The organism is Vibrio sp. RM-69-4 (assembly GCF_024743775.1).
GTDB lineage: Bacteria > Pseudomonadota > Gammaproteobacteria > Enterobacterales > Vibrionaceae > Vibrio > Vibrio anguillarum.
In genome coordinates this window covers 964,482-986,647 of sequence record NZ_JAMQXI010000076.1, presented here as the reverse complement: position 1 = coordinate 986,647, position 22,166 = coordinate 964,482, and the positions used below count along the sequence as shown (strand labels likewise).

Genomic DNA, 22,166 nt, shown 5'->3' with positions numbered 1-22,166 from the left:
TGGGATCTTTTCAGATTACTGCCCTTTCCCTCTTCTCCTTAACTGTCGTTTTATTAAGGGGAACTAATGAACAATCTGCAATCTATTCTTGAATCTATAGACAATTTTGTCTGGGGACCACCACTTTTAATTTTATTGGTCGGTACAGGCATCTATTTTACGTTTCGTCTCGGTCTTATCCAATTTCGACATTTACCTACCGCACTTAAGATGGTGTTTAGTAAAGACAAAGACGCCGGTAAACAAGGCGATGTATCAAGCTTTGCCGCCTTATGTACCGCACTTTCCGCGACGATTGGAACCGGTAATATCGTTGGCGTAGCGACAGCAATTAAGCTCGGTGGGCCGGGCGCGCTATTTTGGATGTGGTTAGCCGCGCTGTTTGGTATGGCGACCAAATACGCTGAATGTTTACTGGCAGTAAAGTATCGTCAAGTCGATGACAAAGGCCAAATGGTTGGTGGCCCGATGTATTACCTGCAATATGGCGTGGGCTCTCGAACTTTGGCGGTTTTATTCGCCCTATTTGCCATCGGCGTCGCTTGTTTCGGCATCGGTACATTCCCACAAGTCAACGCGATTTTAGATGCTACTGAAATCTCTTTTGGTGTGTCACGCGAAATATCAGCAGTGGTTCTAACGCTGTTAGTCGCATTTGTCACGGTCGGTGGTATTCAATCAATTGCTAAAGTGGCTGGGAAAGTGGTACCTGCCATGGCCCTTTTTTACATCCTTGCGTGTTTGAGTGTGATCATCAGCAACAGCGATCAATTACTCACGGCCATCAGTTTAGTTATTACTTCTGCCTTCACTTCCACAGCCGCTACTGGTGGTTTCTTAGGAGCGAGCATCATGCTGGCGATCCAATCAGGGATTGCGCGCGGTGTATTTTCTAATGAATCTGGTCTTGGCAGCGCGCCAATGGCCGCGGCGGCAGCTAAAACTGACTCTTGCGTAAAACAAGGGTTGATTTCAATGACTGGTACTTTCTTTGACACCATCATTATTTGCACCATGACCGGGCTTGCGCTGATCTTAACTGGCGCATGGCAAAGTGATTTTTCTGGTGCCGCTATGACAACCTATGCATTTGCCGTGGGCTTAAATGCGCAAACCTTGGGCCCGATGATGGTTTCCATTGGTTTGATGTTTTTTGCTTTTACGACGATTTTAGGCTGGAACTATTACGGTGAGCGCTGCGTGGTGTTTTTGTTTGGTACCAAAGCAGTAATGCCTTATAAGCTGATTTTTATCGGTTTGGTGGCATCAGGTGCGTTCTTGCACCTTGATATGATTTGGATTATTGCTGATATCGTTAACGGTTTAATGGCTATCCCTAATCTGATCGGATTAATCGCATTACGCCATATTGTGCTTGAAGAGACCAAGCTGTTTTTTGAAAAACAGTCAGCACCTTTTACCCGTGGTGCTCAAACCCAACATTAATCGTTTGCCAGCCGATAAGCATGTGGCAATGCTTATCGGCAACTTTAGGCGACTAAAGAGCAACTTCTTAAGCCGCTTCATCTTCTAGTAGCAATTTCACCCCAAGCGCGACTAGCACAACACCTGTTGTCCCTTCCATCCATTTCATAAACGACGCATTTTTGAGTAAGTTTTTTGCAAAGCTCAATGCGCCCGCTAAACCGCACTGCCAACACATAGCGATAACAAAATGAATAGCAGCCATCAAAAGCGATTGCAACAACGGAGAATATTCTGGGTTAATAAATTGCGGCAAAAATGCGAGATAAAATACTGCCGTTTTAGGGTTCAACACATTGGAAAGAAAGCCTTCACGCAATGACCGCTTCAGCGTAAATTCACTGTGTGAAATTGCCGTAACCTGCATACCTTGGCTATTTTTCAGCAACGCTTTTAAGCTGGATAGTCCCAGCCAAATTAAATACGCCGCACCAATCATTTTAACCACATGAAACAGCTCGGCCGATTGTGCCAAAATCGCCGAAATACCGACGGCGGAAAAGGTCGCATGCACAAATAACCCCATGCAAATACCCAAACTTGTTATGCTGCCGTCAGTGAACCCAGCTCGTGATGTGTTACGAATCACCAGTGCCGTATCTAGCCCCGGAGTTAGCGTTAATATAGTAATTGCGATCAGAAAGGCTTCAACGTTTTGGATATACATACCCGTCCTTGTATAAAAGAAATGTCATCGTTTACCTTTTTATACCTGAGCTCTTTTATAAAGTCTTTAACAGTTTTCACTGGATAAGAAAATAATGAAATACTCACAGCCTTGTCGGTTTGGGTCACGCTCTTTCACCTTGATTGACTTTGATGGCCTTGGTTAGACACTTAATGGTTGCTACACTTACTTCTCTTTTACGTCACGGAAGGCTAATTCCATGGATGCATTAAATCAATTAGTTCAACACTCTAAGAAAATTTCACATTTCAATCATTTAGCGGCTATTTGTGGCTGGGATCAAGCCGCAGTAATGCCTGCTGGCGGCGCTCAAGCTCGCTCGGAAGCGATGGCGCAATTGTCCGTTCATATTCATAGTTTACATACTCAACCTCAATTGGCTGAATGGTTTGATAAAGCACAAAATGAGCCATTGAACGATGAGCAAAAAGCAACTCTGCGTGAACTCAAACGCCACTGGCAGCAGGCAAACGTACTGCCTGAAGCTTTGGTGCAAGCGAAATCTCTTGCTGGTTCAAAGTGTGAACATGCTTGGCGTACCCAACGCAAAAACAATGATTGGGTCAGTTTTGAGAAAAACTGGGCTGAGGTGGTCACACTCTCACAGCAAGAAGCGCAGATCCGCGCTGATGCTACAGGTTTAACGCCTTATGATGCGATGCTCGATCTTTACGAACCGGGTACAACAACTCAATCATTGGACGCTGTTTTCAGCGATGTTAAAACTTGGCTGCCAACGTTAATCGATCAAGTCATAGAGAAGCAACGCGCCGAAGAGATCATCATACCGACTGGCCATTACCCTGCTGAAAAGCAAAAGGCGCTAGGCTTAGAAGTCATGAAATTGCTTCAGTTTGATTTTGAACACGGTCGCCTTGATGAAAGCGTTCACCCTTTTTGCGGCGGTGTTCCAACCGATGTTCGGATCACCACTCGTTATAATGAGTCGGAGTTTATTCAGTCTCTAATGGGCATTGTCCATGAAACGGGCCACGCACGTTATGAGCAAGGCTTGCCTAAACATCTTGCTGGTACACCAGCAGGAGAAGCGCGTTCGATGGGTATTCATGAATCTCAATCGCTCTTCTTTGAAATGCAGATGGGCCGCAGTGAACCCTTTATTGAGCACTTAGCCACCCTAGCCGCCCGCTATTTTTCAGGTAGTGAAGATAGAGTATTTGCACAAGCGAATTTCCAGAAGATCTACACTCGCGCTGAAAAAGGCTTTATTCGTGTCGATGCCGACGAGTTGACTTATCCAGCGCACGTCATTTTACGTTATGAAATTGAACGTGATTTGATCAATGGTCATATCAAACATACCGATGTGCCTGAGCTATGGGATCACAAAATGCAGGCTTACCTCGGCCTTTCTACCCAAGGAAATGACCAAAACGGCTGTATGCAAGACATCCACTGGACAGATGGAAGCTTTGGCTACTTCCCTAGTTACACGCTGGGTGCTATGTATGCGGCCCAGTTTATGGCAGCAATGAAGAAAACGGTGGATGTTGATGCCGCCATTCGCAGTGGTGATTTATCACCAATATTTACTTGGCTTGCCGATAATATTTGGCGGAAAGGTAGCTTATTAACAACCGATGAATTGGTGAAACAAGCGACTGGGGATGTGCTTAACGCTCAATATTTCCAAGACCACCTGAAGCATAGATACCTTTAGCGCCAAACTTAAAAAGCAGCTTAACTCGCTGCTTTTTTACACTTAGTTAACGCTCAATAACACGCAGGAATTCATGATGAACTTTTCATCAATGCATCTTTACGCAAGCGCCATACTGTCAGTAACATCGCCAGTAACGCTAGTACGCTCATGCCAATATAAACCAAGCTAAAACCTTGTGATAATACCTGAGTGGAAACGCCGGCCTGCTCGGCACCGTGTTCAGCAACCATGACTTCGCTCGGCACTCTCAGATAAAAGAGCGCGGAACAGAACGCCACACCGAGTGCACCGCCGAGTTCTCGTCCAAAATTAAACAGTGACATGCCAATGCCGCGATCGCGTGCGGGTAAGACACTTTGTACAACAACGCCTAAGGCCGGTAAGGTTAAACCAATACCTATACCCGCAAAACCCAATGCAAATTTCACCCACATATCGTAATGAACTTGCCACAATGCAGCCATAGCTAAAGCAAAACCGACGATCACTAACATCTTATAACGACCAAACTTCGCGATGAGCTTCCCACCCACATAAGCGCCAGAGGTAATACAGACCATGAAGATCACCATAATCGCACCACTTTCTGACGGAGTGAGTCCTTTTTGCCACTGAAACTGCAGCGGCAAATAAACCAAAAGCGCAAACATCAGCATTTGCGATCCCATAATAAGAACAATCGCGGTCAGATAATTCGGAAGACGTGCTAAACGCGCCGGTAAAATAGGATCACTCACTCTGCGTTCAACAACCACCAAAGCAACTAAACACGCCAGTAATGCAAACGCACCCCAGCCAGTAGGGATAAATGAATGTGAAGAAAGTAATAACAGCAGCAAAGTCGTCGCACTCATGAGTAACGCTGCTCCCACCCAATCAAAGCGACTATCTCTGCGTTTATTGAGATGCTTCAAATAGCGGTTAACCATGTAAAGTGCCACCAACCCTAACGGTAAATTAATACCGAATACCCACCGCCAACTGAGGTAGTCAGCAAAATAGCCGCCAAGCAGTGGCCCTGCAATACTGGACACCGCATAAACCGCTGAAATATAACCTTGGTACTTGCCCACTTCGCGCGCAGGAATTGAATCGGCGATAACGGTAAATGCCAGAGCTATTAAGCCTCCACCGCCAATCCCTTGAATCACACGAGCACCAATTAAACTGGGTAGATCAAAAGCAAAGGTACACAGCGCGGAACCCAACATAAAGATCACGATACTGACATTTAGCATCCGAACTCGTCCGAACAAGTCGCTCAGTTTACCGTAGACGGGCAATACAGCGGTCGATGCTAATAGATAAGCAGTAATCACCCATGTTAATGCTTGTCCTGCCGAGAGATCTTGCCCAATAAGAGCCAATGGAGTGGTAACGATGCTTTTTTCAAGCGAGCCTAAAGCGATGACTAAAGCAACGCTGGCAAAAATAATTTTCGGATTAGCTGAATAAGTTGAATCGGTAGGCATGTGCCCCTCATATGAACTTGATTAGAATGCGCGACCGACACGATAACGTAATAGTGCACATCCTAAAATAGGATAGAATGGGATGGCTTATTGCATAAATGGGATTAATGATGAAACTTGATGATTTATCACTCTTTTTAACGGTAGTGAAATGTGGCAATTTTACGCTGGCAGCAAAACAAAAAGCCTTGTCCACCAGCACGTTGAGCCGCAGAATTCAGCAGTTGGAGCAAGATATTGGCAGCATTCTACTGATCAGAAACAGTAAAGAAGTGGTACTAACGAAAGAAGGCGAGCATTTGTTTGAAACCTATGCCAACCTATTTAGCCAAATAGAAGATAAACAAGCACAAGCTTTAAAAGCCAAACAAGAGTTTAGAGGCGAGATCGTCATTAACGCGCCAATCCTACCCATTCGGCATCAGCTAAGTCCATTAGCACTGGAATTTTGTCAGCAACATCCTAAAGTCAACATTCGTATTCAAGTCGGTGCAGGGCTGGATTATCATACCCAGCACGACCTTGATATAGCGCTACGTTTTGGTCCACAACCTCAATCCGATTGGGTTGCGCGCAAACTAGCTAATAACCCTTCCGTGTTGTGCACAAGCCCTGACTACTCGGCCTCTTTGCTGCTAAAACATCCAGAGCAATTACTTTCTCTGCCACTACTCACTTTAAATACCAAACAAGCGTGGATATTTGAACATCAGCAAAGCAAAGAACGTTTTCAATTTATCCCTCAGGCACGTATTAGTTCTGAGGAAATTGATACGATTTTACAAGCCACATTCATGAATATGGGTATTGCAAGGTTACCTAAAGGATTAATTGATAAGGAGTTAGAGGAGAAACGATTAGTGCCATTATTGCCTAATTGGCAGATTGAAGGAGCGGATGTTTATTTGCTGCACCCTCAGAGACGTTTTCTTCCTGAGCGAACTCAGGCATTTATTGACTACATCATCAATCACTGGTCGCGCTTTGCTTTCAGTTACTGGCGTACTTGAGAATGTACACCACACCATACTGCTCAAATAAAAAACCACTTCTTGCTACTAACGAGCAAGAAGTGGTTGAAAGCGATTGAGTGACTAGATTAAAGAAAGTGGAAGGTCGCGTTGAATGAAACCGTACCAATATCGTCATCGCCCAAAGTGTAATTCATGTAACTTGCACCAACTGAAATTGGCCCCATCAGGAAGTATTCAGCGCCTACACCGTACATGATGTCAAAACCATCATCTATTTTATTGCTGTTTAATTTTTTATCCCAAGAATGCAAACCACCCTTGGCATACACATGCAGAGGGCCAAAATCAATGCTTGGCTTTACCGCAAAATAAACAGAAGAGGCCGCGATTTCATTCGTGGCAGTGACTTCAAATTTGCCATGGTCGGTGTAACCCGCTTCGAGGCCAATCAGAGGAAGAATACCAGTACCGGCATGAATGTTGTACGAAGTACCGCTTTTACCATTCAAATCCGATTGGCCTACTGATGCGCCGCCATAAATCCAAGAGTCAGCAAACGCCATTGAAGATGTACTGATCAGCGCCAGTGCGATTAAAGTCTTTTTCATGATGAACCTTCTTTATTTAATTTGGCAGTGGCCTCAAAACGGCGACCGATTGCCACATAGCGTCAAATTATAGTGAACTGTTGGTTAGATGCAAATCTTATACCTAACAAGCATCAATCGCATTTTTTATACGTTTATCTGAAACTGGATAAGGAGTGCCAAGTTGCTGAGCAAATAAACTCACCCGAAGCTCTTCAATCATCCAACGGATCTCTTTAACATTTTCAGGTACTTCTGCACCACGAGGTATCTTGTTTAGTAGCGCTTTGTAATCATTGGTTACCGCTTCAATTTTCAACATGTGCAAACGATCCTTATTTGGATCAATGGGTAACTTCTCCATCCGACGTTTAATCGCGCGCATGTAACGCAGAATATCCGGCAAACGCTTCCAGCCGCATTCGGTGGCAAAGCCTTTAAAGATCAAACCTTCGATCTGCGCTTTGATATCCGATAACGCAAAAGCCATCGTAAAATCGATTTTCCCTTTCAGCTTTTTATTAATGTTGAATGCCGTGGTAAGGATCGTCTCCACTTGTTGGGCGATATCGACCACAGTATCGCCCAATTCAGCGCGCACAAACTCTTTCAGTGCCTCAAACTGCTCCGGTTCCCACACTAAACCGCCTTGCTGCTCAATTAACTTATCAATCCCACAAGCAATACAGTCATCAATCAGGTCCAGTACTTTGCCATACGGGTTAAAGTAGAGCCCCAATTTTGACTTGTTCGGTAAATTGGTGTGCAGATATTTAATCGGTGAAGGAACGTTCAGCAAAATCAGACGCCGTTGCCCTGCTTTCATTGCATTGAGTTGTTCTTGCTCGGTCTCAAAAAGCTTAATTTCAACGCTCTCTTTACTATCCACTAACGCTGGATAGGCTTTAACCTCGAAACCGCCGCGCTTTTGTTGGTACACTTTCGGTAATTCACCAAAGCTCCACGTATGCAAACCTTGCTGTTCAATATCATCGTCTGCCACTTGAGATAGTGTTTCTTGTACTTTCTCTTTCAAACTCTCTTTCAGCTGATATAAATCTTTATGCTCGTTGAGTTTGCGATTTTTATGATCCACCGCGCGAAAAGTGATTTTTAAATGATCCGGAACTTGCTCTAGCTTCCAATCTTCACGCTTCACCTCGACGCCCGTCATGCGTCTTAACTCTTTTTCCATCGCATCCAATAAAGGCAATTCCATCGGTGTGACACGAGCTAAAAACGCATCCGCATAGTTAGGTGCCGGTACAAAGTTTTTGCGCAGTGTTTTAGGCAACGACTTGATCAGGCTAACAACCAATTCATGACGTAACCCGGGGATCTGCCAATCAAACCCTGTCGGTTCAATTTGATTTAGAATCGGCAATGGCAAATGTACCGTGACACCGTCACTATCTACTCCAGGTTCAAATTGATAGCTGAGCTTCAGTTTAATACCGTTTTGGTGCCAAAAGTTGGGATAATCTAAATCAGTGATGTGGCTAGCATCACCTTTAAATAGCATCTCTTTTTCAAAGTTGAGTAGATCTGGGGTGGCTTTGCTGGCTTTTCGCCACCACGCATCAAAATGACGCCCAGAGACCACATCCGTTGCTACTCGCTGATCGTAGAACTCAAAAAGCTGTTCATCATCAATCAAAATATCGCGGCGGCGAGATTTATGCTCAAGCTCCTCGACTTCAAGTAATAAGCGACGGTTTTGCTTGAAAAACGCATGTTTGGTTTCCCAATCACCTTCAACTAATGCGCTGCGAATGAAAATCTCACGACATAGTGGCTCGTCAATGGTGCTGTAGTTAATCAAACGTTTAGGCACAATAGGAATGCCATATAACATCACTTTTTCATAGGCCATGACGGCGGCTTGTTTTTTTGACCAATGCGGTTCGCTGTAGCTACGCTTAATCAAATGCTGTGCCAGCGGTTCCACCCATTCAGGCTGGATTTTAGCTGCAATACGCCCCCACAGTTTAGAGGTTTCCACCAATTCGGCGACCATCACCCACTTGGGCTGCTTTTTAAACAGACCAGAAGCGGGAAAAATATTAAAGCGGGCGTTACGAGCCCCTTGGTATTCATTTTTCTCTTGGTCTTTGATACCGATGTGCGACAGTAAACCAACCAAAATTGCACTGTGGATACTTTGGTAATTGCCCGGTTCGTCGTTCAATTTGCAATCCATTTCACGCATCGACTGGTGAATTTGGAAGTAGACATCCTGCCATTCGCGTACCCGCAAATAATTGAGGTAATCTTGTTTACACTGCTTACGAAATTGGCTGCTGCTTAACGCTTTTTGCTCAGTTTGAATGTGGTTCCACAAATTCACTAGGCTCAGGAAATCGGACTCTTCATCAAAAAATCGGCGATGTTTCTCATCTGAGGCTTGTTGTTTATCTGATGGGCGTTCACGTGGGTCTTGAATCGAAAGTGCAGCGGCAATCACCATTAGCTCTTTTACGCAGCCAAGCTTTGGCGCTTCAAGCACCATACGCGCCAAACGGGGGTCAATCGGCAAGCGTGCTAATTTGCGCCCCATATCCGTCAACTGCTTTTTGCTGTCGTGACCGTGTTCATTGGTATCAGGAACAATCGCACCAAGCTCTTCAAGCAAACGCACACCATCTTGAATGTTGCGTTTATCCGGCGCTTCCACAAATGGGAATGCTTCAATATCACCCAGCCCAAGTGCGGTCATTTGTAAAATAACCGAGGCTAAGTTGGTACGCAGTATTTCCGGATCGGTAAATTCTGGGCGTGAAAGAAAATCCTCTTCGGAATAGAGGCGTATGCAGATCCCTTCTTCAACACGGCCACAACGTCCTTTACGCTGATTTGCACTCGCTTGAGAAATTGGTTCAATCGGCAAACGTTGGACTTTGGTGCGGTAGCTATAACGGCTGATACGCGCCGTACCTGGGTCAATGACATATTTGATACCCGGAACGGTAAGGGATGTTTCTGCCACGTTGGTGGCTAAAACAATGCGCCGCCCTATATGGGGCTGAAAGATTTTATTCTGCTCACCGGCGGATAATCGTGCATAAAGCGGCACAATTTCAGTATCACGTAAGTTACGTTTACTGAGCGCATCGGCCGTATCACGAATTTCTCGTTCACCATTCATGAAGATCAGAATATCGCCAAGTCCTTCAGCACAGAGTTCATCGACGGCTTCAAAAATACCTTCAAGTTGATCTCGGTCTGCGTCCTCTTCACCAAGCAGTGGTCGATAACGCGTATCGACCGGATAAGTACGACCCGACACTTCAATGATAGGCGCACCACTAAAATGGTTAGAGAAGCGTTCAGGATCGATGGTGGCCGAAGTAATGATGACTTTGAGATCCGGACGACGCGGCAGCAGTTCTTTCAAATAACCTAAGATAAAATCGATATTTAAGCTGCGCTCATGCGCTTCATCGATAATGATGGTGTCGTACTGATTGAGAAAACGATCATGCTGTATTTCGGCCAACAATATCCCGTCAGTCATCAATTTGATCTGAGTCTGCTCGGAAATTTGATCGTTAAAACGAACTTTATAGCCAACAAAGCCACCCAGTTCTGTTTCCATCTCTTGCGCTATTCGGCTCGCGACCGAACGCGCAGCAAGACGACGTGGTTGCGTATGGCCAATCAGGCCATATTTACCGCGCCCAAGTTCTGCGCAAATTTTGGGTAACTGAGTCGTTTTTCCTGAGCCTGTTTCACCCGCCACAATTACCACTTGGTTTTCAGCAATCGCTTTGGCGATATCATCGCGTTTTTGGCTTACGGGCAATAAATCAGGGTAGTCGATGGTAACGCGGCTGTTGAGACGCTGCTGCGCCACCATCATTGACTGAGCAATATCGAGCGCAATTTGATCAAAAACGGCATGTTTGGCTTGCTCATTTTTTATTTTACTCGCACCAGAGATGCGTTTACTCAGACGAAAACGATCACGCATCATGCATTCTTTCAATGCATTGCGCAGAGATGCCGCACTGTTGCTGCTAGCGTTCATTGACTTGTGTTGATTGGGCTGTGACGAGGTCAAAGCATTTCCTATTCATTTCATTACATAAAACTGAGCGGATTGTAGCATAATCAACGCGCCTGCAATCAGTTATCCTTTCACAAACGGCGAGCATTTATTCGCTTCCTCCTCGATTCCGGTATGTTTTGCCATCGTTTGTATGATTAAGCGATTTAAAATTGGGTAATCGGATCAGGATTTCTTATGTTTATAAGAAAATCGCCGCTACAATAGCGACATGATTACTGAAACGATAAAACTGTGAAAGCATCTGAACTGAAACACATACTCGATTCACTACCCGATAACACCGATCCAGAATTGGTGATGGGTGAGGCTTGGTTGCCTGAACGTCTTATTGACACACAATTGGACGGCCATTTTCTGTTTCTGGAGTTTGATAATGCGCCCGAGGAAGGTGAAGGAGAGGAAGAAGGTCGCGGTTTTGTTGAACATGAGATTGCCATGATACGGCGACGCTTTGAAGAAATTTTGCTAGAAAAAGCGGACAATAAATCCAAAGCCGATGCCATGTTAGCGCTTTTCCTGATGGGGCATGAATACTCAAGTTCAGAAGTCATTGAAATACTAGAAGACCCTAGCGTCCCTCAAGATCCGAATGATTTTTATCACGAGAACGATGAAGATGAATCTCATGATATTTAGAATCTCACTTTATTCTGACTTGTGTTTTGCTCAATACGCCACTATTTAAACAATAATGACTCGAAATTTTCAGTAGGTTTTTTTATGTTTAATGCCATTACATCGCTATTCAAGCAACTCTTGGACGGAGAAGATTTAGGCCAGCGTTCCAACACTAACCCCAACCTAGCGATTGCTTGTTTGCTCAGAGAAGTGGCAGGAGCCGATCATCAAATTGACACACGAGAAAATGACGCTAAGTTTCAATTAGTTAAACGACTATTAGCGTTAGATGATACAGAAACCACGGAACTGCTCATTCGGGCAGAACAAAGCGTCAAACAGTCAGCTTCATTGTATGATTTCACTTCACAATTACGCGAGCTCTCGCAAGATACGCGATATGAACTTATCAAGGCGATGTGGCAAGTAGCGCACGCGGACGGTGAGATAGACCCACTCGAAGAGGCGGTGATCCGCAAAGCGGCAGAATTATTGTATGTCGACCACAGTGAATTTATCCGCGCTAAACTTTCCGCTCAAAAATAGAGCGGATTACAACATCGTTAACGCCAATTTCGCAAGGTTGTAGGCATCAACATAAGCGGAGTGCTGTCGCCCTTCCCAGTCAATGCCTTGCGCTTCTTGTGCGGCGCGGTGACCAATACGTTTTTCTTTCATTCTCTGCTGAATACGGTAGAGCGTTGCTAGGTTGATGAACTCGCTAAAAGGCATAACGATCCCCTTCTGCTCACACTCTTTAGCTAAAATTTGGTCATCACGCCCCCACGAAACATAAATCTTGTTTGGGCCGCCAAAATTCTTGACCATTGATTGAACGACACCTGCAAGTGGTCGCCCCTGTTTTTCAATTTTACGCGGAGTTATCCCGGTTAACTCACTACAAAACAGCGAAATTTCGTCTTGCTCTGGCCTGACATAATATTGAGCACGCTTCACAATCGTGCCCAACTGTACATCAATTTCAGCTAAACCCACTTCAATGATTTCACCCGTTGTCCCAACCCCATTTTCATTCCAGCAGCACATTTCTAAATCGAAGCAGACAACTCGGTTATAGTTCATTGTTCAGGCGTATCCTTTAAATATAAGTGGTCAAAGAACGCTATCTTACTCGACTCCTCTCAAAAACTCGACTCTCGCCCTTTCGTTCGGACAGTTATTGGGCGATTGAAACTCGGTTGCGACCATTTTCTTTGCTTTCGTATAACTTGCTGTCTGCCAAATGTAATAAAGACTCTTGATCATAAGTATGATTAATCGCCGCCCCAATACTGAGCGTGCAATACAGCACCTCATCCATGAACTCATATCCGGTTGATTCAACGGCCGCTCGTAACGTTTCTAGATAACACTGCAAAGGTTGAAGTTCTGACAATTCACAAATAATGCAAAATTCGTCCCCACTTAACCGAGCTAAAACATCATTATTTCCCATATGACGTGAAATAACCGTTGTGATATGTATTAGCATCTCATCGCCTGCAATGTGACTATGGTTGTCATTAATCAGTTTAAAATCATCGACATCAAACATTACCAACGAAAAAGCTTTTTTCTGTAAGACGTTCTCTTGCAGTAAACGTCCGAATGCACGTCGGTTATACAACCCAGTCAAACTATCGTGGTCCGCTAAAAAGCGCAGTTCTTCAGTACGTTCTTCTAGCATCTCGCTAAGATGAAGTTTTTCTCTCATCAACAAATAGACAACATAACCTAACAAGATCGAAATAATTAAACCACCGACGCTGAGCGCCACTAAAATCCACTGTATGTTGCTCGCTATTGGTTCTGAGAACTTAAAATCAATTTTCCAATCACGGTTAGGCAGAGATAAGCGTTTCTCTATTTCGATGCCTTTGATTGAATCCCAATCTGGGCTTTGGAATAGAATCGGATCATCTTCGGCATCAAATCCGAGATCGGTTACTTTCATATACAATCGATGATCGGATGCCGTGCGGCTCACCAATCCATCAAAATAAGTAGAGAGTCGAATAACACCCACTACCACACCAATCATTTCCTGTTTGTTGTAGTTAAAAACGGGATGATATACCAATAATCCATCCTTTTTGTGGTGTGCTTCTATGCCATCTTGCAATAGGCGGACCTTATCGGATATAGCTGGTAGCCCCGTACTCTCAATATGTGCAGCAATTCTTTGAAAGCGAGGGCGTAGCGAATAGAAACCGAGCAATTCAAGGTTACTTTTGGTTTGAGGATAAATATCACTCAGAACATAAACGGGTTGTTCATTCTCTTCAGAAAATCCAATCACCTTTTGACCCGCTTTAGGTACTGTAAATAACTCAAATTGAGGCAAACGATCCCTCATTAATGTTACAAATTCGTCAGCATCATCTTTCGTTACTTTCGCTAACCATTGCAAACCGATAAGGCTGTAGGATGTTGACATAACCCCATGGGCAAAAACGTCAAATCCTTGCACATTACCCCCCTCGGTAGCATGCAAAAAATTGGCAGCCGAACCAATAAAACTGACATCATTTCCAACCAACGTGTCTAATATGCTTGCTTGATGTTCAGCGTGGCTATCAAACAACATGACAATATGATTCTTTTGATTAATGTAGAGTAATGAGATGACTGACGCTGTCATCATTAAGGTAATAATTGAAATACATAAAGGGTAGATCACCTTTTTGTCGCTCTCTAACATAACAGCCTCTCCGTGGCTCAGGACTCAGGACTCAGGACTCAGGACTCAGGACTCAGGACTCAGGACTCAGGACTCAGGACTCAAATTACTCTTATAAAAGTAGGTAAATCAATAGCCAGTCACCAATTTATTAACCAATTAATCTTAAAGTTGAACCAGAATAGAGAATTAATGATTGATACTGCTCAAAACGCAAGCAATCGCTTTAGCTTAAACGTGATGATGCGGACTTTCTATCCTGTATTCGCCTTGAATATGGTAAGCTGCGCCCCTATTTTTAAGTCTATTCACCGTAGGCTCACGAGAATTCCCACGCCTACTTCATTGTGTAAAGAGAATTGTGATGAACTTCGATTTAAATATGATCCCTACCACCTTTGATATGCTGCATGCTGGGCTCAGTGCATCAAGCCTTTTGCTACTTCTCATTGCGGTATCACGCAAATCAAAAGTCGTTGAGAAAGTTGTTGAAAAACCTGTCGAGAAAATTGTCGAAGTCGAAAAGCCGGTTGAAACGATTGTTGAAGTCGAAAAAATCGTAGAAGTAGAAAAAGTGATTGAGCGCGTAGTTGAAGTCGAATCTAAATTAGCGACAGCGCCAACCGATTCCGCCCTACAACTGTTGTCGTTAATGCAGCAAGAAGCTCGTCTGATTGACTTCTTAAATGAAGATGTCACCGCTTTTTCAGATGAGGAAGTTGGAGCTGCGGCGCGCGTGATCCACGCCGGTGGTAAAAAAGTCCTACAAGATTACATTCAGCTCACGCCTATTCGCGGCGAAGATGAAGAGAGCCGAATTACCATTGAAGCCGGTTTCAACCCGCAAGAAGTTCGCTTAACGGGTAATGTGACGGGTTCAGCACCCTTTAATGGCACCTTAGTCCATAAAGGCTGGAAAGCAACAGCTATCACTTTGCCTAAATTGGCTGAACAGTATGATGCTTCAATCATCGCACCTGCCGAGGTTGAATTGTAATGGAACAGACAGCGCCAAAATTTAGTATTGGTATTGACTTAGGCACAACACATTGCGTGCTCTCTTATGTTGATACACAGGATGAAAACGCTCGCGTTTCAGTAATGAGCATCCCTCAACTTACCGCGCCCGGTACGGTTGAAAGCCGCCATCAATTAGGCTCGTTTTTATACCAGCCTCATGAACATGAGATGAGCCCTGCCGCACGTGTTTTGCCTTGGTCGGCCGAGCCAAAAGCTTTAGTCGGTGCCATTGCGCGCAACCTTGGTAGTAAGACACCGATTCGTTTAGTCGCCAGTGCCAAATCATGGCTATGTCATGGTGGCATCAATCGACGTGATGCATTTTTACCCGTGGGTAGCAGCGATGAAGTGGAAAAGATCTCGCCATTAAAAGCCACTGAGTGCTATCTAGAGCATTTAAAAAGCGCTTGGGATCACGCTCACCCTGACTTCCCCTTAGCCACACAAGATGTCACGTTAACAGTACCCGCTTCATTTGATCCAGCCGCCCGAGATTTAACCGCTGAAGCAGCACGCAACGTTGGTTTTGAGCAATTAACGCTGCTTGAAGAGCCACAAGCGGCTTTATACAGTTGGATAGATAATAGCCACGATGCGTGGCGCGATGAAGTCAAGGTGGGTGACATTGTTCTGGTGGTTGATATTGGTGGGGGAACCACTGATTTATCCTTAGTGGAAGTGACTGAAGACGCTGGTAACTTAACGCTCAATCGGATTGCGGTTGGTGAGCACATCTTACTCGGCGGCGACAACATGGACCTTGCCCTTGCTTACCGTTTAAAAATGAAATTGGCGCAAGAAGGTAAAGAATTAGCCCCTTGGCAAGTACAAGCGATGACGCACGCTTGCCGAGATGCTAAAGAGGCGCTTCTGAATGACAGTGCCCTACATTCCGTACCGATTGTGGTACCAAGTCGCGGTTCAAAACTGCTCGGTACAACGCTTAAAACCGAATTGACTCAACAAGAAGTGCAACAAACCTTGGTCGATGGTTTTTTCCCACAAGTGAATATCACAGATCATCCCGTACAAAAAGCACGTGGCGCATTAACGCAAATGGGCCTTCCCTACGCGCAAGACGCTGGAATTACCCGCCATATCGCCGCGTTCTTGGCAAAACAAGCCCATGCAATGGGTGGTGAAATATCCGCTCTAGAAAAATCCGCTCTGAATGATAACCCATTTGCTGGCATGCCCGGTATGGGCGAAGCTCCAGAGATGGATTTTATCAAACCGACCGCCATCTTACTAAACGGTGGCGTGTTAAAATCCGATTTATTAGCAAACCGTCTTCTCAGCACTATTAATGCTTGGTTGAGCACTGTGGGAGCACCACAGATGAAGCGCTTAACAGGCTTAGACCTTGATTTAGCCGTCGCCTGCGGCGCAGCGTATTACGGCGCAGTTCGTCGTGGACAAGGTGTGCGTATTCGCGGTGGTATAGCCTCGAGTTATTACGTCGGTATTGAAAGTGCTATGCCTGCCATTCCGGGGATCACACCGCCGATGGAAGCCTTGTGCGTCGCCCCATTTGGCATGGAAGAAGGAACCAGTGTCCGCGTACCAAGCCAAGAGTTTGGATTGGTCATTGGTGAGCCTGTACATTTTCAATTCTTTGGTTCAACAATACGCCGCGATGACGAAGCTGGCATGCACTTAGATTATTGGGCTCCAGAAGAACTTGTAGAGCTGCCCGAGATCCACGTCACCTTGCCTGTTTCTGAAGGACGTCGACAAGGCGAAGTCGTTCCGGTTCACTTAGCCTCAACGATCACAGAACTCGGGACACTTCACTTAGAAGCCATTGCGACCGACAACGGCCAAACATGGCACGTTGAGTTCGATGTGCGTGAAGATCCTCAAGTCACTCAATAATCCCCACACGGCATCTTCGGATGCCGTTTTTGAAATTCAGGAGCCTCCATGTCTTCTCCTCGCTTTCTCGTCGGTATCGATTTAGGCACCACCAATACTGTGGTGGCATTTTGTGAAATCACCGAATCGTTAGAAGACTCACCCGTGCATCTTTTTGAGGTCGACCAATTAATTGGCCCAGGTGAAGTGGTTCGAAAACCACTCCTTCCGTCATTTCGTTATCACCCAGCCGACGGGCAGATCGCATCTGATGCCCTATCGCTCCCTTGGCAAATTGAACCGGTTATGGGCGATAGCAAAGAGGTAATTATTGGCCAATGGGCAAGAGATTTAGGTGCAAAAGTAGAAGGGCGACAAGTATCCAGCGCGAAAAGTTGGCTCTCCCACCAAGGGGTTGATCGCAAGCAAGCCATCTTACCGTGGGCAGGCGCTCACGATGTAGCGAAAGTTTCCCCTGTGATTGCCAGCGCCAGTTATCTCAATCACATCCGGCAAGCATGGAACTACCGTCATCCAAGTCATCGACTTGAAGATCAAAATGTCATTATCACCGTACCGGCATCATTTGATGAAACGGCTCGTAAGCTCACCATCGAAGCTGCAACGCTGGCTGGCTTAAGCTCAATTGTACTACTTGAAGAGCCACAAGCCGTTTGCTATGACTGGTACGCACGTCACCGCCATTGTGCCTCACAGCAACTACAGTCACTCCCTTTGATCTTGGTTTGTGATGTGGGCGGAGGTACGACAGACCTCAGTTTAATTGAAGCGAAACACAGCGCAGACAGCCAACTTTCTCTTGACCGAATTGGCGTGGGCGAGCACTTAATGCTCGGAGGTGACAACCTTGATTTAGCATTAGCTCATCTAGCTGAGCAACGCTTTGACGGTTCGAAAAAATTAACCGCCGCCAGTTTGAGCAAACTAATTCAGCAAACTCGCCAAGTCAAAGAGCAACTCTTATCAAACCAAGCCCCAGAGCAGCTAAAAATTACGCTCCTTGGCAGTGGTTCAAAGCTATTAGGCGCAGCAAAAAGCATTTCCCTGACGAAACAAGAGGTGCATGACATTGCACTGGAAGGCTTTTTCCCACTTTGCTCGGTACAAGAACGTCCAAATAAACGCCGCAGTGCAGTGGTGGAATTTGGTTTGCCCTACGCAGCCGACCCTGCCGTGAGTAAACACATTGCTGAATTTTTAGCTGAACACCAAGCCGTTTCTCGCCTTGCGCTCAAACAAGAGTCAAACGCAACGGCCATTCCAGTTGGATTACTACTTAATGGCGGCGTATTTAATAGTGAGCTTATCACAAAGCGCATCACTCAATTATTGACCGATTGGCGAGGTTCGCCGATCACCCTGCTTGATAATCCTCACCCTGATTGGGCAGTCGCACTCGGTGCTGTCGCGTATGGTAAAGCTCGCCAAGGTGCACAGCTTAAAATCGGCGGCGGATCGGCACGCTCTTATTTTTTACACCTGCCTGAAAAAAACAGTGCGGGACATGCTCTGTGTGTCTTGGCTAAAGGCACCGAAGAAGGACAAGAGATACGCTTGACCAGCCGCCGATTTTCACTGACGTTAGGTGAACCAGTACGCTTCAACATCCTGACCTCAACCCATGATATGTTTGCTGATCGCCGCGTTCAAAATGGGCTGTTATCGACCGTTGAACATGAACTTTTTACGCCACTGCCTCCCTATATAACAGCGTTAAAAGGAAATGATGATGCTCTATTGCATGCTAACCAAAAGCAACGAGTAGAAGTTCAACTGGCTTGTCAATTAACGGAAGTCGGCACGCTCAAGATTGAATGTGTCAGTGTTGAGGACGAAAAAAACCGATGGCAACTTGAGTTTGAAGTTCGCAAGCACAGTGAGTCAGACAGTGAAATCCAACGTCATCCTCGCTTGTCAGAGGCGATTTCGCTCATCACACACCTTTATAGTGGCAATAAAAAAGCCTCTGATAACCAAGCCATAAAAACGCTTGGCAAAGATTTAGATAAGCTTTTAGGGCCACGTGATGAATGGGATTTCACCACGCTACGACCGCTCTTTGATGCATTTTCTCAAGGCCGTAAACGTCGACGTCGCTCAGAGCAACACGAGAAAAACTGGTTGCGTCTGGCTGGATTTGCCCTGCGACCAGGATTTGGCGATCCAACTGATCCTTGGCGTATGGAACAGATGTGGAATCTGTATCAACAAGGTATTCAATTCCAAAATCATCAAGGCTGGAGCGATTGGTGGGTATTTTGGCGGCGTGTGGCTGGCGGACTGAGTCAAGAGCAACAAGAAACGATTCTAGCGGATATCGCTAAGTATCTTCACCCTAGCGCAATCAAAAATCCAAAATCAGCTCAAGAAGCGCACGACAAAGGGTACGAAGCCATGGTACGGCTTGCCGCTTCGCTGGAACATCTAGAAGTGGAAGATAAAGTATTACTTGCAACGTGGTTTTTGAACAAAGCGATTAATCAAACTCAATGTGAACAAGCACACTGGTGGGCCGTTGGGCGGTTAGCCTCTCGGACGCTACTGTATGGTAGTCAACATTCAGTGATCCCAAGAGCGCAAGTGGAACAATGGTTACCGAAGTTGCTTGATCAAAACTGGCAAAAAGAACCGATGATTGCCTTTGCCGCGGTAATGATGTGCCGCAAGACAGGAGATCGTCTTTTTGATATTAGCGATGATGTTCGTCAGCTCGTTTTAGCCAAGATAAAGCAAAGTAAGGTTCCAGAAACTTGGTTTACTTTGGTGAATGAAGTGCATGACCTGTCTGACACAGAATCCAAACGTGTCTTTGGTGATACTCTGCCAAGTGGGTTGATACTGCTTAAAAAATGAATCGACCTAATTTGACCACTCTCGTTGCTATGATGACGAGAGCGGTCAAAGATAACGCTGAATGTAGATTACAATTTCCTAAAAATCGCTTCACAATCCGTTTGCTGCATGTATTTTGGCGCAGGATAATTCCAAAACGCTTCACGAAAAGCTTGTTTGGCCAATTCTGGAATATGCTCTGGCATCACCCCCTGTAACTGTTTAGGGATATGCAGTGTGTGATTGAGCTCTTTCACATACCCAATGAAGGCGTCCGCTTTCATTGAATCGGTCAAATGTGGATCGGTTATTTTGAGTACGTCAGCCAGTTTAGCCAGCTTATCTTTCGCCGCCTCTTTGGAGTATTCCAATACATGTGGCAACACAACCGCATTCGCTAAGCCATGCGGGAAATGGTATTTCGCCCCAACCGCATGGGCGATGGCATGTGTATACCCTAAACTGGCTTTGGTAAAAGCAAGTCCAGCGTAATAAGAGGCCAGAGCCATGTTTTGTCTCGCCGTCAAATTTTGGCCAAAGAACGCCGCTTTTTCCAAGTTATCGTGGATCAGTTTAACCGCAGCGATGGCATAGCGATCAGTCTCTGGCGTGGCATTACGTGATATAAAGGCTTCCACTGCATGCGTGAGTGCATCCAACCCCGTTTGCGCAGTAATATGAGTAGGCAAGGCCATCATCAGCATCGGATCTAACGCTGCAATAAGTGGCACAAGTTTCGGGTCAGTAATCGGTGTTTTTTGCTGAGTTTGAGGGTCAGAAACCACCGCAATGACGGTCACTTCAGAGCCCGTTCCTGCCGTGGTTGGGATCACAAACAGCGGCGCAGGTGTTTTCCATACTTTTAACAACCCCACTAAACGTTTGATCGACTTGCGGTTAGTAGCACAAGCGGCGATCACTTTTGCACAATCGATTGAAGAGCCGCCACCAATAGCGACAACGCCTTGGCACTTCTCCAATCGGTACTGATGGAGGCCGGCTTCAACTTGATCATAAGTAGGATCAGGCAATACATGGTTAAACACCACACAACTGACACCAACGCGCTCAAACTCAAAGGTTAGTTTTTTTACATAACCAAGCTTTTCAATGCCTTGGTCTGTTACGACAAGCACGCGTTCAATACCCATCAAAGAAACCGAATAACAGAGTTGCTTGAACGATTCTTTACCAATAAACAAGGTTGGCTTGGAGATGGGCAGAATCGCTGCGGCCAATTTGAGCACTTTCATGTATAGCTTATGCTGCCACTGCTGGTACTTGATCTCCATGATTGGTCTCGAGTTGTGAAGTTCTATTAACTAGACTAGGCAATACAACGAGTTATCTCTACCTAGAAAGTCAAATTTTGCAAGATAAGACAAGTAATCGCTGTTTATTATTAGATTTAACGCCAACTTAAGCTCGCATTTTAGTGCAAACCTTGTAAAATCCACCTCGCTCACTTTTTATACTTATAATTGAAATCATTAGCTGAGTACTCTGCACATAATTTTATGTGTCATAAAATAATCGACACGTCGTTTGGCTTTCGTCTTTGAGGTGCATTCCCTGCACTCAAATGGCATTCAAAAATTGTATTTTATTCAACCAATTACTGTAGAAGTCATGAACGAAGATAAGTTTACCAATGTCTATCGCTTGCCTGGTTCATTGCAAATTCGCATAGCCACATGGCAGCAAACCTTTAAAGGCACTTCTGATTTAGTGCTTCATCAAGTATTAACCGCTAGAAATAATCAGTATAAACAGGCTGACTTTTGGCCTAAGGGCTGGTGTGTGAATCTGTTTGATGAGAGCGATATTTCCATTACGCAGCACGGTACCTACATTCAAACCAGTATGCGAACGATGATTGATCGCAAAATCTCGTATAAGCGCGTTTATCTCTCTCGGCTACCTTTAGAAAAAGCCGAGCCCGCCTTGCTTCGCTTTAAGAAAGAGTGGATCCGCAACTACAATAATGTCGCCCAAGAGTATAACAAGAGGAAAAAGAAAGAGTTTATGGCCTTTGCCAGAGAAGAGGTCGAAACACTTTATCCTGCCATTCCTAAAGAACCTTTTGATAAAGCGCTATGGAACCGTTTAGTGGTTTCGATTGTTGGTCACGCCAATAAATTCAACAATCCTTACTTTGTTAAACATGCTGATTTTTAACGTA

The 22,166-nt window shown here is 45.2% G+C and carries 16 protein-coding genes; 9 read left to right on the top strand and 7 right to left on the bottom strand.

Translation table 11 applies throughout. The features are described from left to right. The first annotated feature begins 66 nt into the window (after positions 1-66). Entirely contained in the window at positions 67-1,446 is a 1,380-nt protein-coding gene (locus NB504_RS16605; RefSeq protein WP_096036407.1) for a sodium:alanine symporter family protein, read from the top strand. 67 nt (positions 1,447-1,513) lie between these two features. On the opposite strand, the gene NB504_RS16600 is transcribed toward NB504_RS16605, so the two are convergent. Continuing rightward, positions 1,514-2,152, bottom strand: coding sequence for a LysE family translocator (locus NB504_RS16600; RefSeq protein ID WP_017044740.1), 639 nt, complete (start codon positions 2,150-2,152; stop codon positions 1,514-1,516). Positions 2,153-2,372: 220 nt separating this feature from the next. Between NB504_RS16600 and NB504_RS16595 the strand changes: the two genes are divergently transcribed. Continuing rightward, positions 2,373-3,854, top strand: a complete 1,482-nt coding sequence (locus NB504_RS16595) for a carboxypeptidase M32 (protein ID WP_258429352.1) — start codon at positions 2,373-2,375, stop codon at positions 3,852-3,854. Positions 3,855-3,925: 71 nt separating this feature from the next. Here the strand turns inward: NB504_RS16595 and NB504_RS16590 are convergent, their stop codons facing one another. Next, positions 3,926-5,329 carry an MDR family MFS transporter gene (locus tag NB504_RS16590; RefSeq protein WP_013856812.1) on the bottom strand — a complete coding sequence of 468 codons (1,404 nt, stop codon included), beginning with the start codon at positions 5,327-5,329 and terminating at the stop codon, positions 3,926-3,928. 98 nt (positions 5,330-5,427) lie between these two features. On the opposite strand from NB504_RS16590, the gene NB504_RS16585 reads away from it, so the two are divergent. Further along, positions 5,428-6,339 (top strand): LysR family transcriptional regulator, encoded by a 912-nt coding sequence (locus NB504_RS16585; RefSeq protein WP_013856811.1) that lies wholly within the window; start codon positions 5,428-5,430, stop codon positions 6,337-6,339. 89 nt (positions 6,340-6,428) lie between these two features. Here NB504_RS16585 and NB504_RS16580 read toward each other — a convergent pair whose 3' ends face one another. Together NB504_RS16580 and hrpA are read right to left on the bottom strand one after the other, a co-directional pair. Beyond that, a complete protein-coding gene (locus NB504_RS16580) occupies positions 6,429-6,911 on the bottom strand; it encodes a porin family protein (protein ID WP_017044743.1) in 483 nt (160 codons plus the stop codon). A gap of 103 nt (positions 6,912-7,014) precedes the next feature. Beyond that, positions 7,015-10,950, bottom strand: coding sequence for an ATP-dependent RNA helicase HrpA (gene hrpA / locus NB504_RS16575; RefSeq protein WP_258429350.1), 3,936 nt, complete (start codon positions 10,948-10,950; stop codon positions 7,015-7,017). 240 nt (positions 10,951-11,190) lie between these two features. Here hrpA and NB504_RS16570 point away from each other — a divergent pair, with 240 nt between their 5' ends. Then, on the top strand, positions 11,191-11,595 hold the full coding sequence (locus NB504_RS16570) for a hypothetical protein (RefSeq protein ID WP_013856808.1): 405 nt from the start codon (positions 11,191-11,193) through the stop codon (positions 11,593-11,595). An 84-nt stretch (positions 11,596-11,679) separates the two neighbouring features. Then, positions 11,680-12,123 carry a TerB family tellurite resistance protein gene (locus NB504_RS16565; protein ID WP_026027231.1) on the top strand — a complete coding sequence of 148 codons (444 nt, stop codon included), beginning with the start codon at positions 11,680-11,682 and terminating at the stop codon, positions 12,121-12,123. 6 nt (positions 12,124-12,129) lie between these two features. Here NB504_RS16565 and NB504_RS16560 read toward each other — a convergent pair whose 3' ends face one another. Both NB504_RS16560 and NB504_RS16555 read right to left on the bottom strand, forming a co-directional pair. After that, the gene (locus tag NB504_RS16560; RefSeq protein ID WP_258429348.1) at positions 12,130-12,660 is read right to left on the bottom strand and encodes a 3'-5' exonuclease; all 531 of its coding nucleotides are present in this window, start codon (positions 12,658-12,660) and stop codon (positions 12,130-12,132) included. Positions 12,661-12,754: 94 nt separating this feature from the next. After that, positions 12,755-14,278 carry a sensor domain-containing diguanylate cyclase gene (locus NB504_RS16555; protein WP_258429347.1) on the bottom strand — a complete coding sequence of 508 codons (1,524 nt, stop codon included), beginning with the start codon at positions 14,276-14,278 and terminating at the stop codon, positions 12,755-12,757. 343 nt (positions 14,279-14,621) lie between these two features. Here NB504_RS16555 and NB504_RS16550 point away from each other — a divergent pair, with 343 nt between their 5' ends. The 3 genes from NB504_RS16550 to NB504_RS16540 are packed head-to-tail and all read left to right on the top strand — an operon-like array spanning position 14,622 to position 20,005. Then, a complete protein-coding gene (locus NB504_RS16550) occupies positions 14,622-15,254 on the top strand; it encodes a DUF2760 domain-containing protein (protein ID WP_064625254.1) in 633 nt (210 codons plus the stop codon). Further along, positions 15,254-17,152 (top strand): Hsp70 family protein, encoded by a 1,899-nt coding sequence (locus NB504_RS16545; protein ID WP_258429346.1) that lies wholly within the window; start codon positions 15,254-15,256, stop codon positions 17,150-17,152. The genes NB504_RS16550 and NB504_RS16545 overlap by 1 nt, the downstream gene beginning before the upstream one ends. A 48-nt stretch (positions 17,153-17,200) precedes the next feature. Beyond that, positions 17,201-20,005, top strand: coding sequence for an Hsp70 family protein (locus tag NB504_RS16540; protein WP_258429345.1), 2,805 nt, complete (start codon positions 17,201-17,203; stop codon positions 20,003-20,005). Positions 20,006-20,073: 68 nt separating this feature from the next. On the opposite strand, the gene NB504_RS16535 is transcribed toward NB504_RS16540, so the two are convergent. Beyond that, complete coding sequence (locus tag NB504_RS16535; protein ID WP_094126933.1) at positions 20,074-21,276, bottom strand: iron-containing alcohol dehydrogenase; 1,203 nt, start codon at positions 21,274-21,276, stop codon at positions 20,074-20,076. 253 nt (positions 21,277-21,529) lie between these two features. Between NB504_RS16535 and NB504_RS16530 the strand changes: the two genes are divergently transcribed. Further along, positions 21,530-22,162, top strand: coding sequence for a hypothetical protein (locus NB504_RS16530; protein WP_013856799.1), 633 nt, complete (start codon positions 21,530-21,532; stop codon positions 22,160-22,162). Positions 22,163-22,166 lie beyond the last annotated feature (4 nt).

Excerpts from the sequence above, each read along its gene's own strand:
- NB504_RS16535 (WP_094126933.1), bottom strand. The coding sequence starts at position 21,276 with ATGGAGATCAAGTACCAGCAGTGGCAGCATAAGCTATACATGAAAGTG.
- NB504_RS16565 (WP_026027231.1), top strand. The coding sequence starts at position 11,680 with ATGTTTAATGCCATTACATCGCTATTCAAGCAACTCTTGGACGGAGAA.
- NB504_RS16580 (WP_017044743.1), bottom strand. The coding sequence starts at position 6,911 with ATGAAAAAGACTTTAATCGCACTGGCGCTGATCAGTACATCTTCAATG.
- NB504_RS16540 (WP_258429345.1), top strand. The coding sequence starts at position 17,201 with ATGTCTTCTCCTCGCTTTCTCGTCGGTATCGATTTAGGCACCACCAAT.
- NB504_RS16590 (WP_013856812.1), bottom strand. The coding sequence starts at position 5,329 with ATGCCTACCGATTCAACTTATTCAGCTAATCCGAAAATTATTTTTGCC.
- NB504_RS16595 (WP_258429352.1), top strand. The coding sequence starts at position 2,373 with ATGGATGCATTAAATCAATTAGTTCAACACTCTAAGAAAATTTCACAT.
- NB504_RS16545 (WP_258429346.1), top strand. The coding sequence starts at position 15,254 with ATGGAACAGACAGCGCCAAAATTTAGTATTGGTATTGACTTAGGCACA.
- NB504_RS16605 (WP_096036407.1), top strand. The coding sequence starts at position 67 with ATGAACAATCTGCAATCTATTCTTGAATCTATAGACAATTTTGTCTGG.
- NB504_RS16550 (WP_064625254.1), top strand. The coding sequence starts at position 14,622 with ATGAACTTCGATTTAAATATGATCCCTACCACCTTTGATATGCTGCAT.
- NB504_RS16600 (WP_017044740.1), bottom strand. The coding sequence starts at position 2,152 with ATGTATATCCAAAACGTTGAAGCCTTTCTGATCGCAATTACTATATTA.
- NB504_RS16555 (WP_258429347.1), bottom strand. The coding sequence starts at position 14,278 with ATGTTAGAGAGCGACAAAAAGGTGATCTACCCTTTATGTATTTCAATT.
- NB504_RS16560 (WP_258429348.1), bottom strand. The coding sequence starts at position 12,660 with ATGAACTATAACCGAGTTGTCTGCTTCGATTTAGAAATGTGCTGCTGG.
- NB504_RS16585 (WP_013856811.1), top strand. The coding sequence starts at position 5,428 with ATGGGATTAATGATGAAACTTGATGATTTATCACTCTTTTTAACGGTA.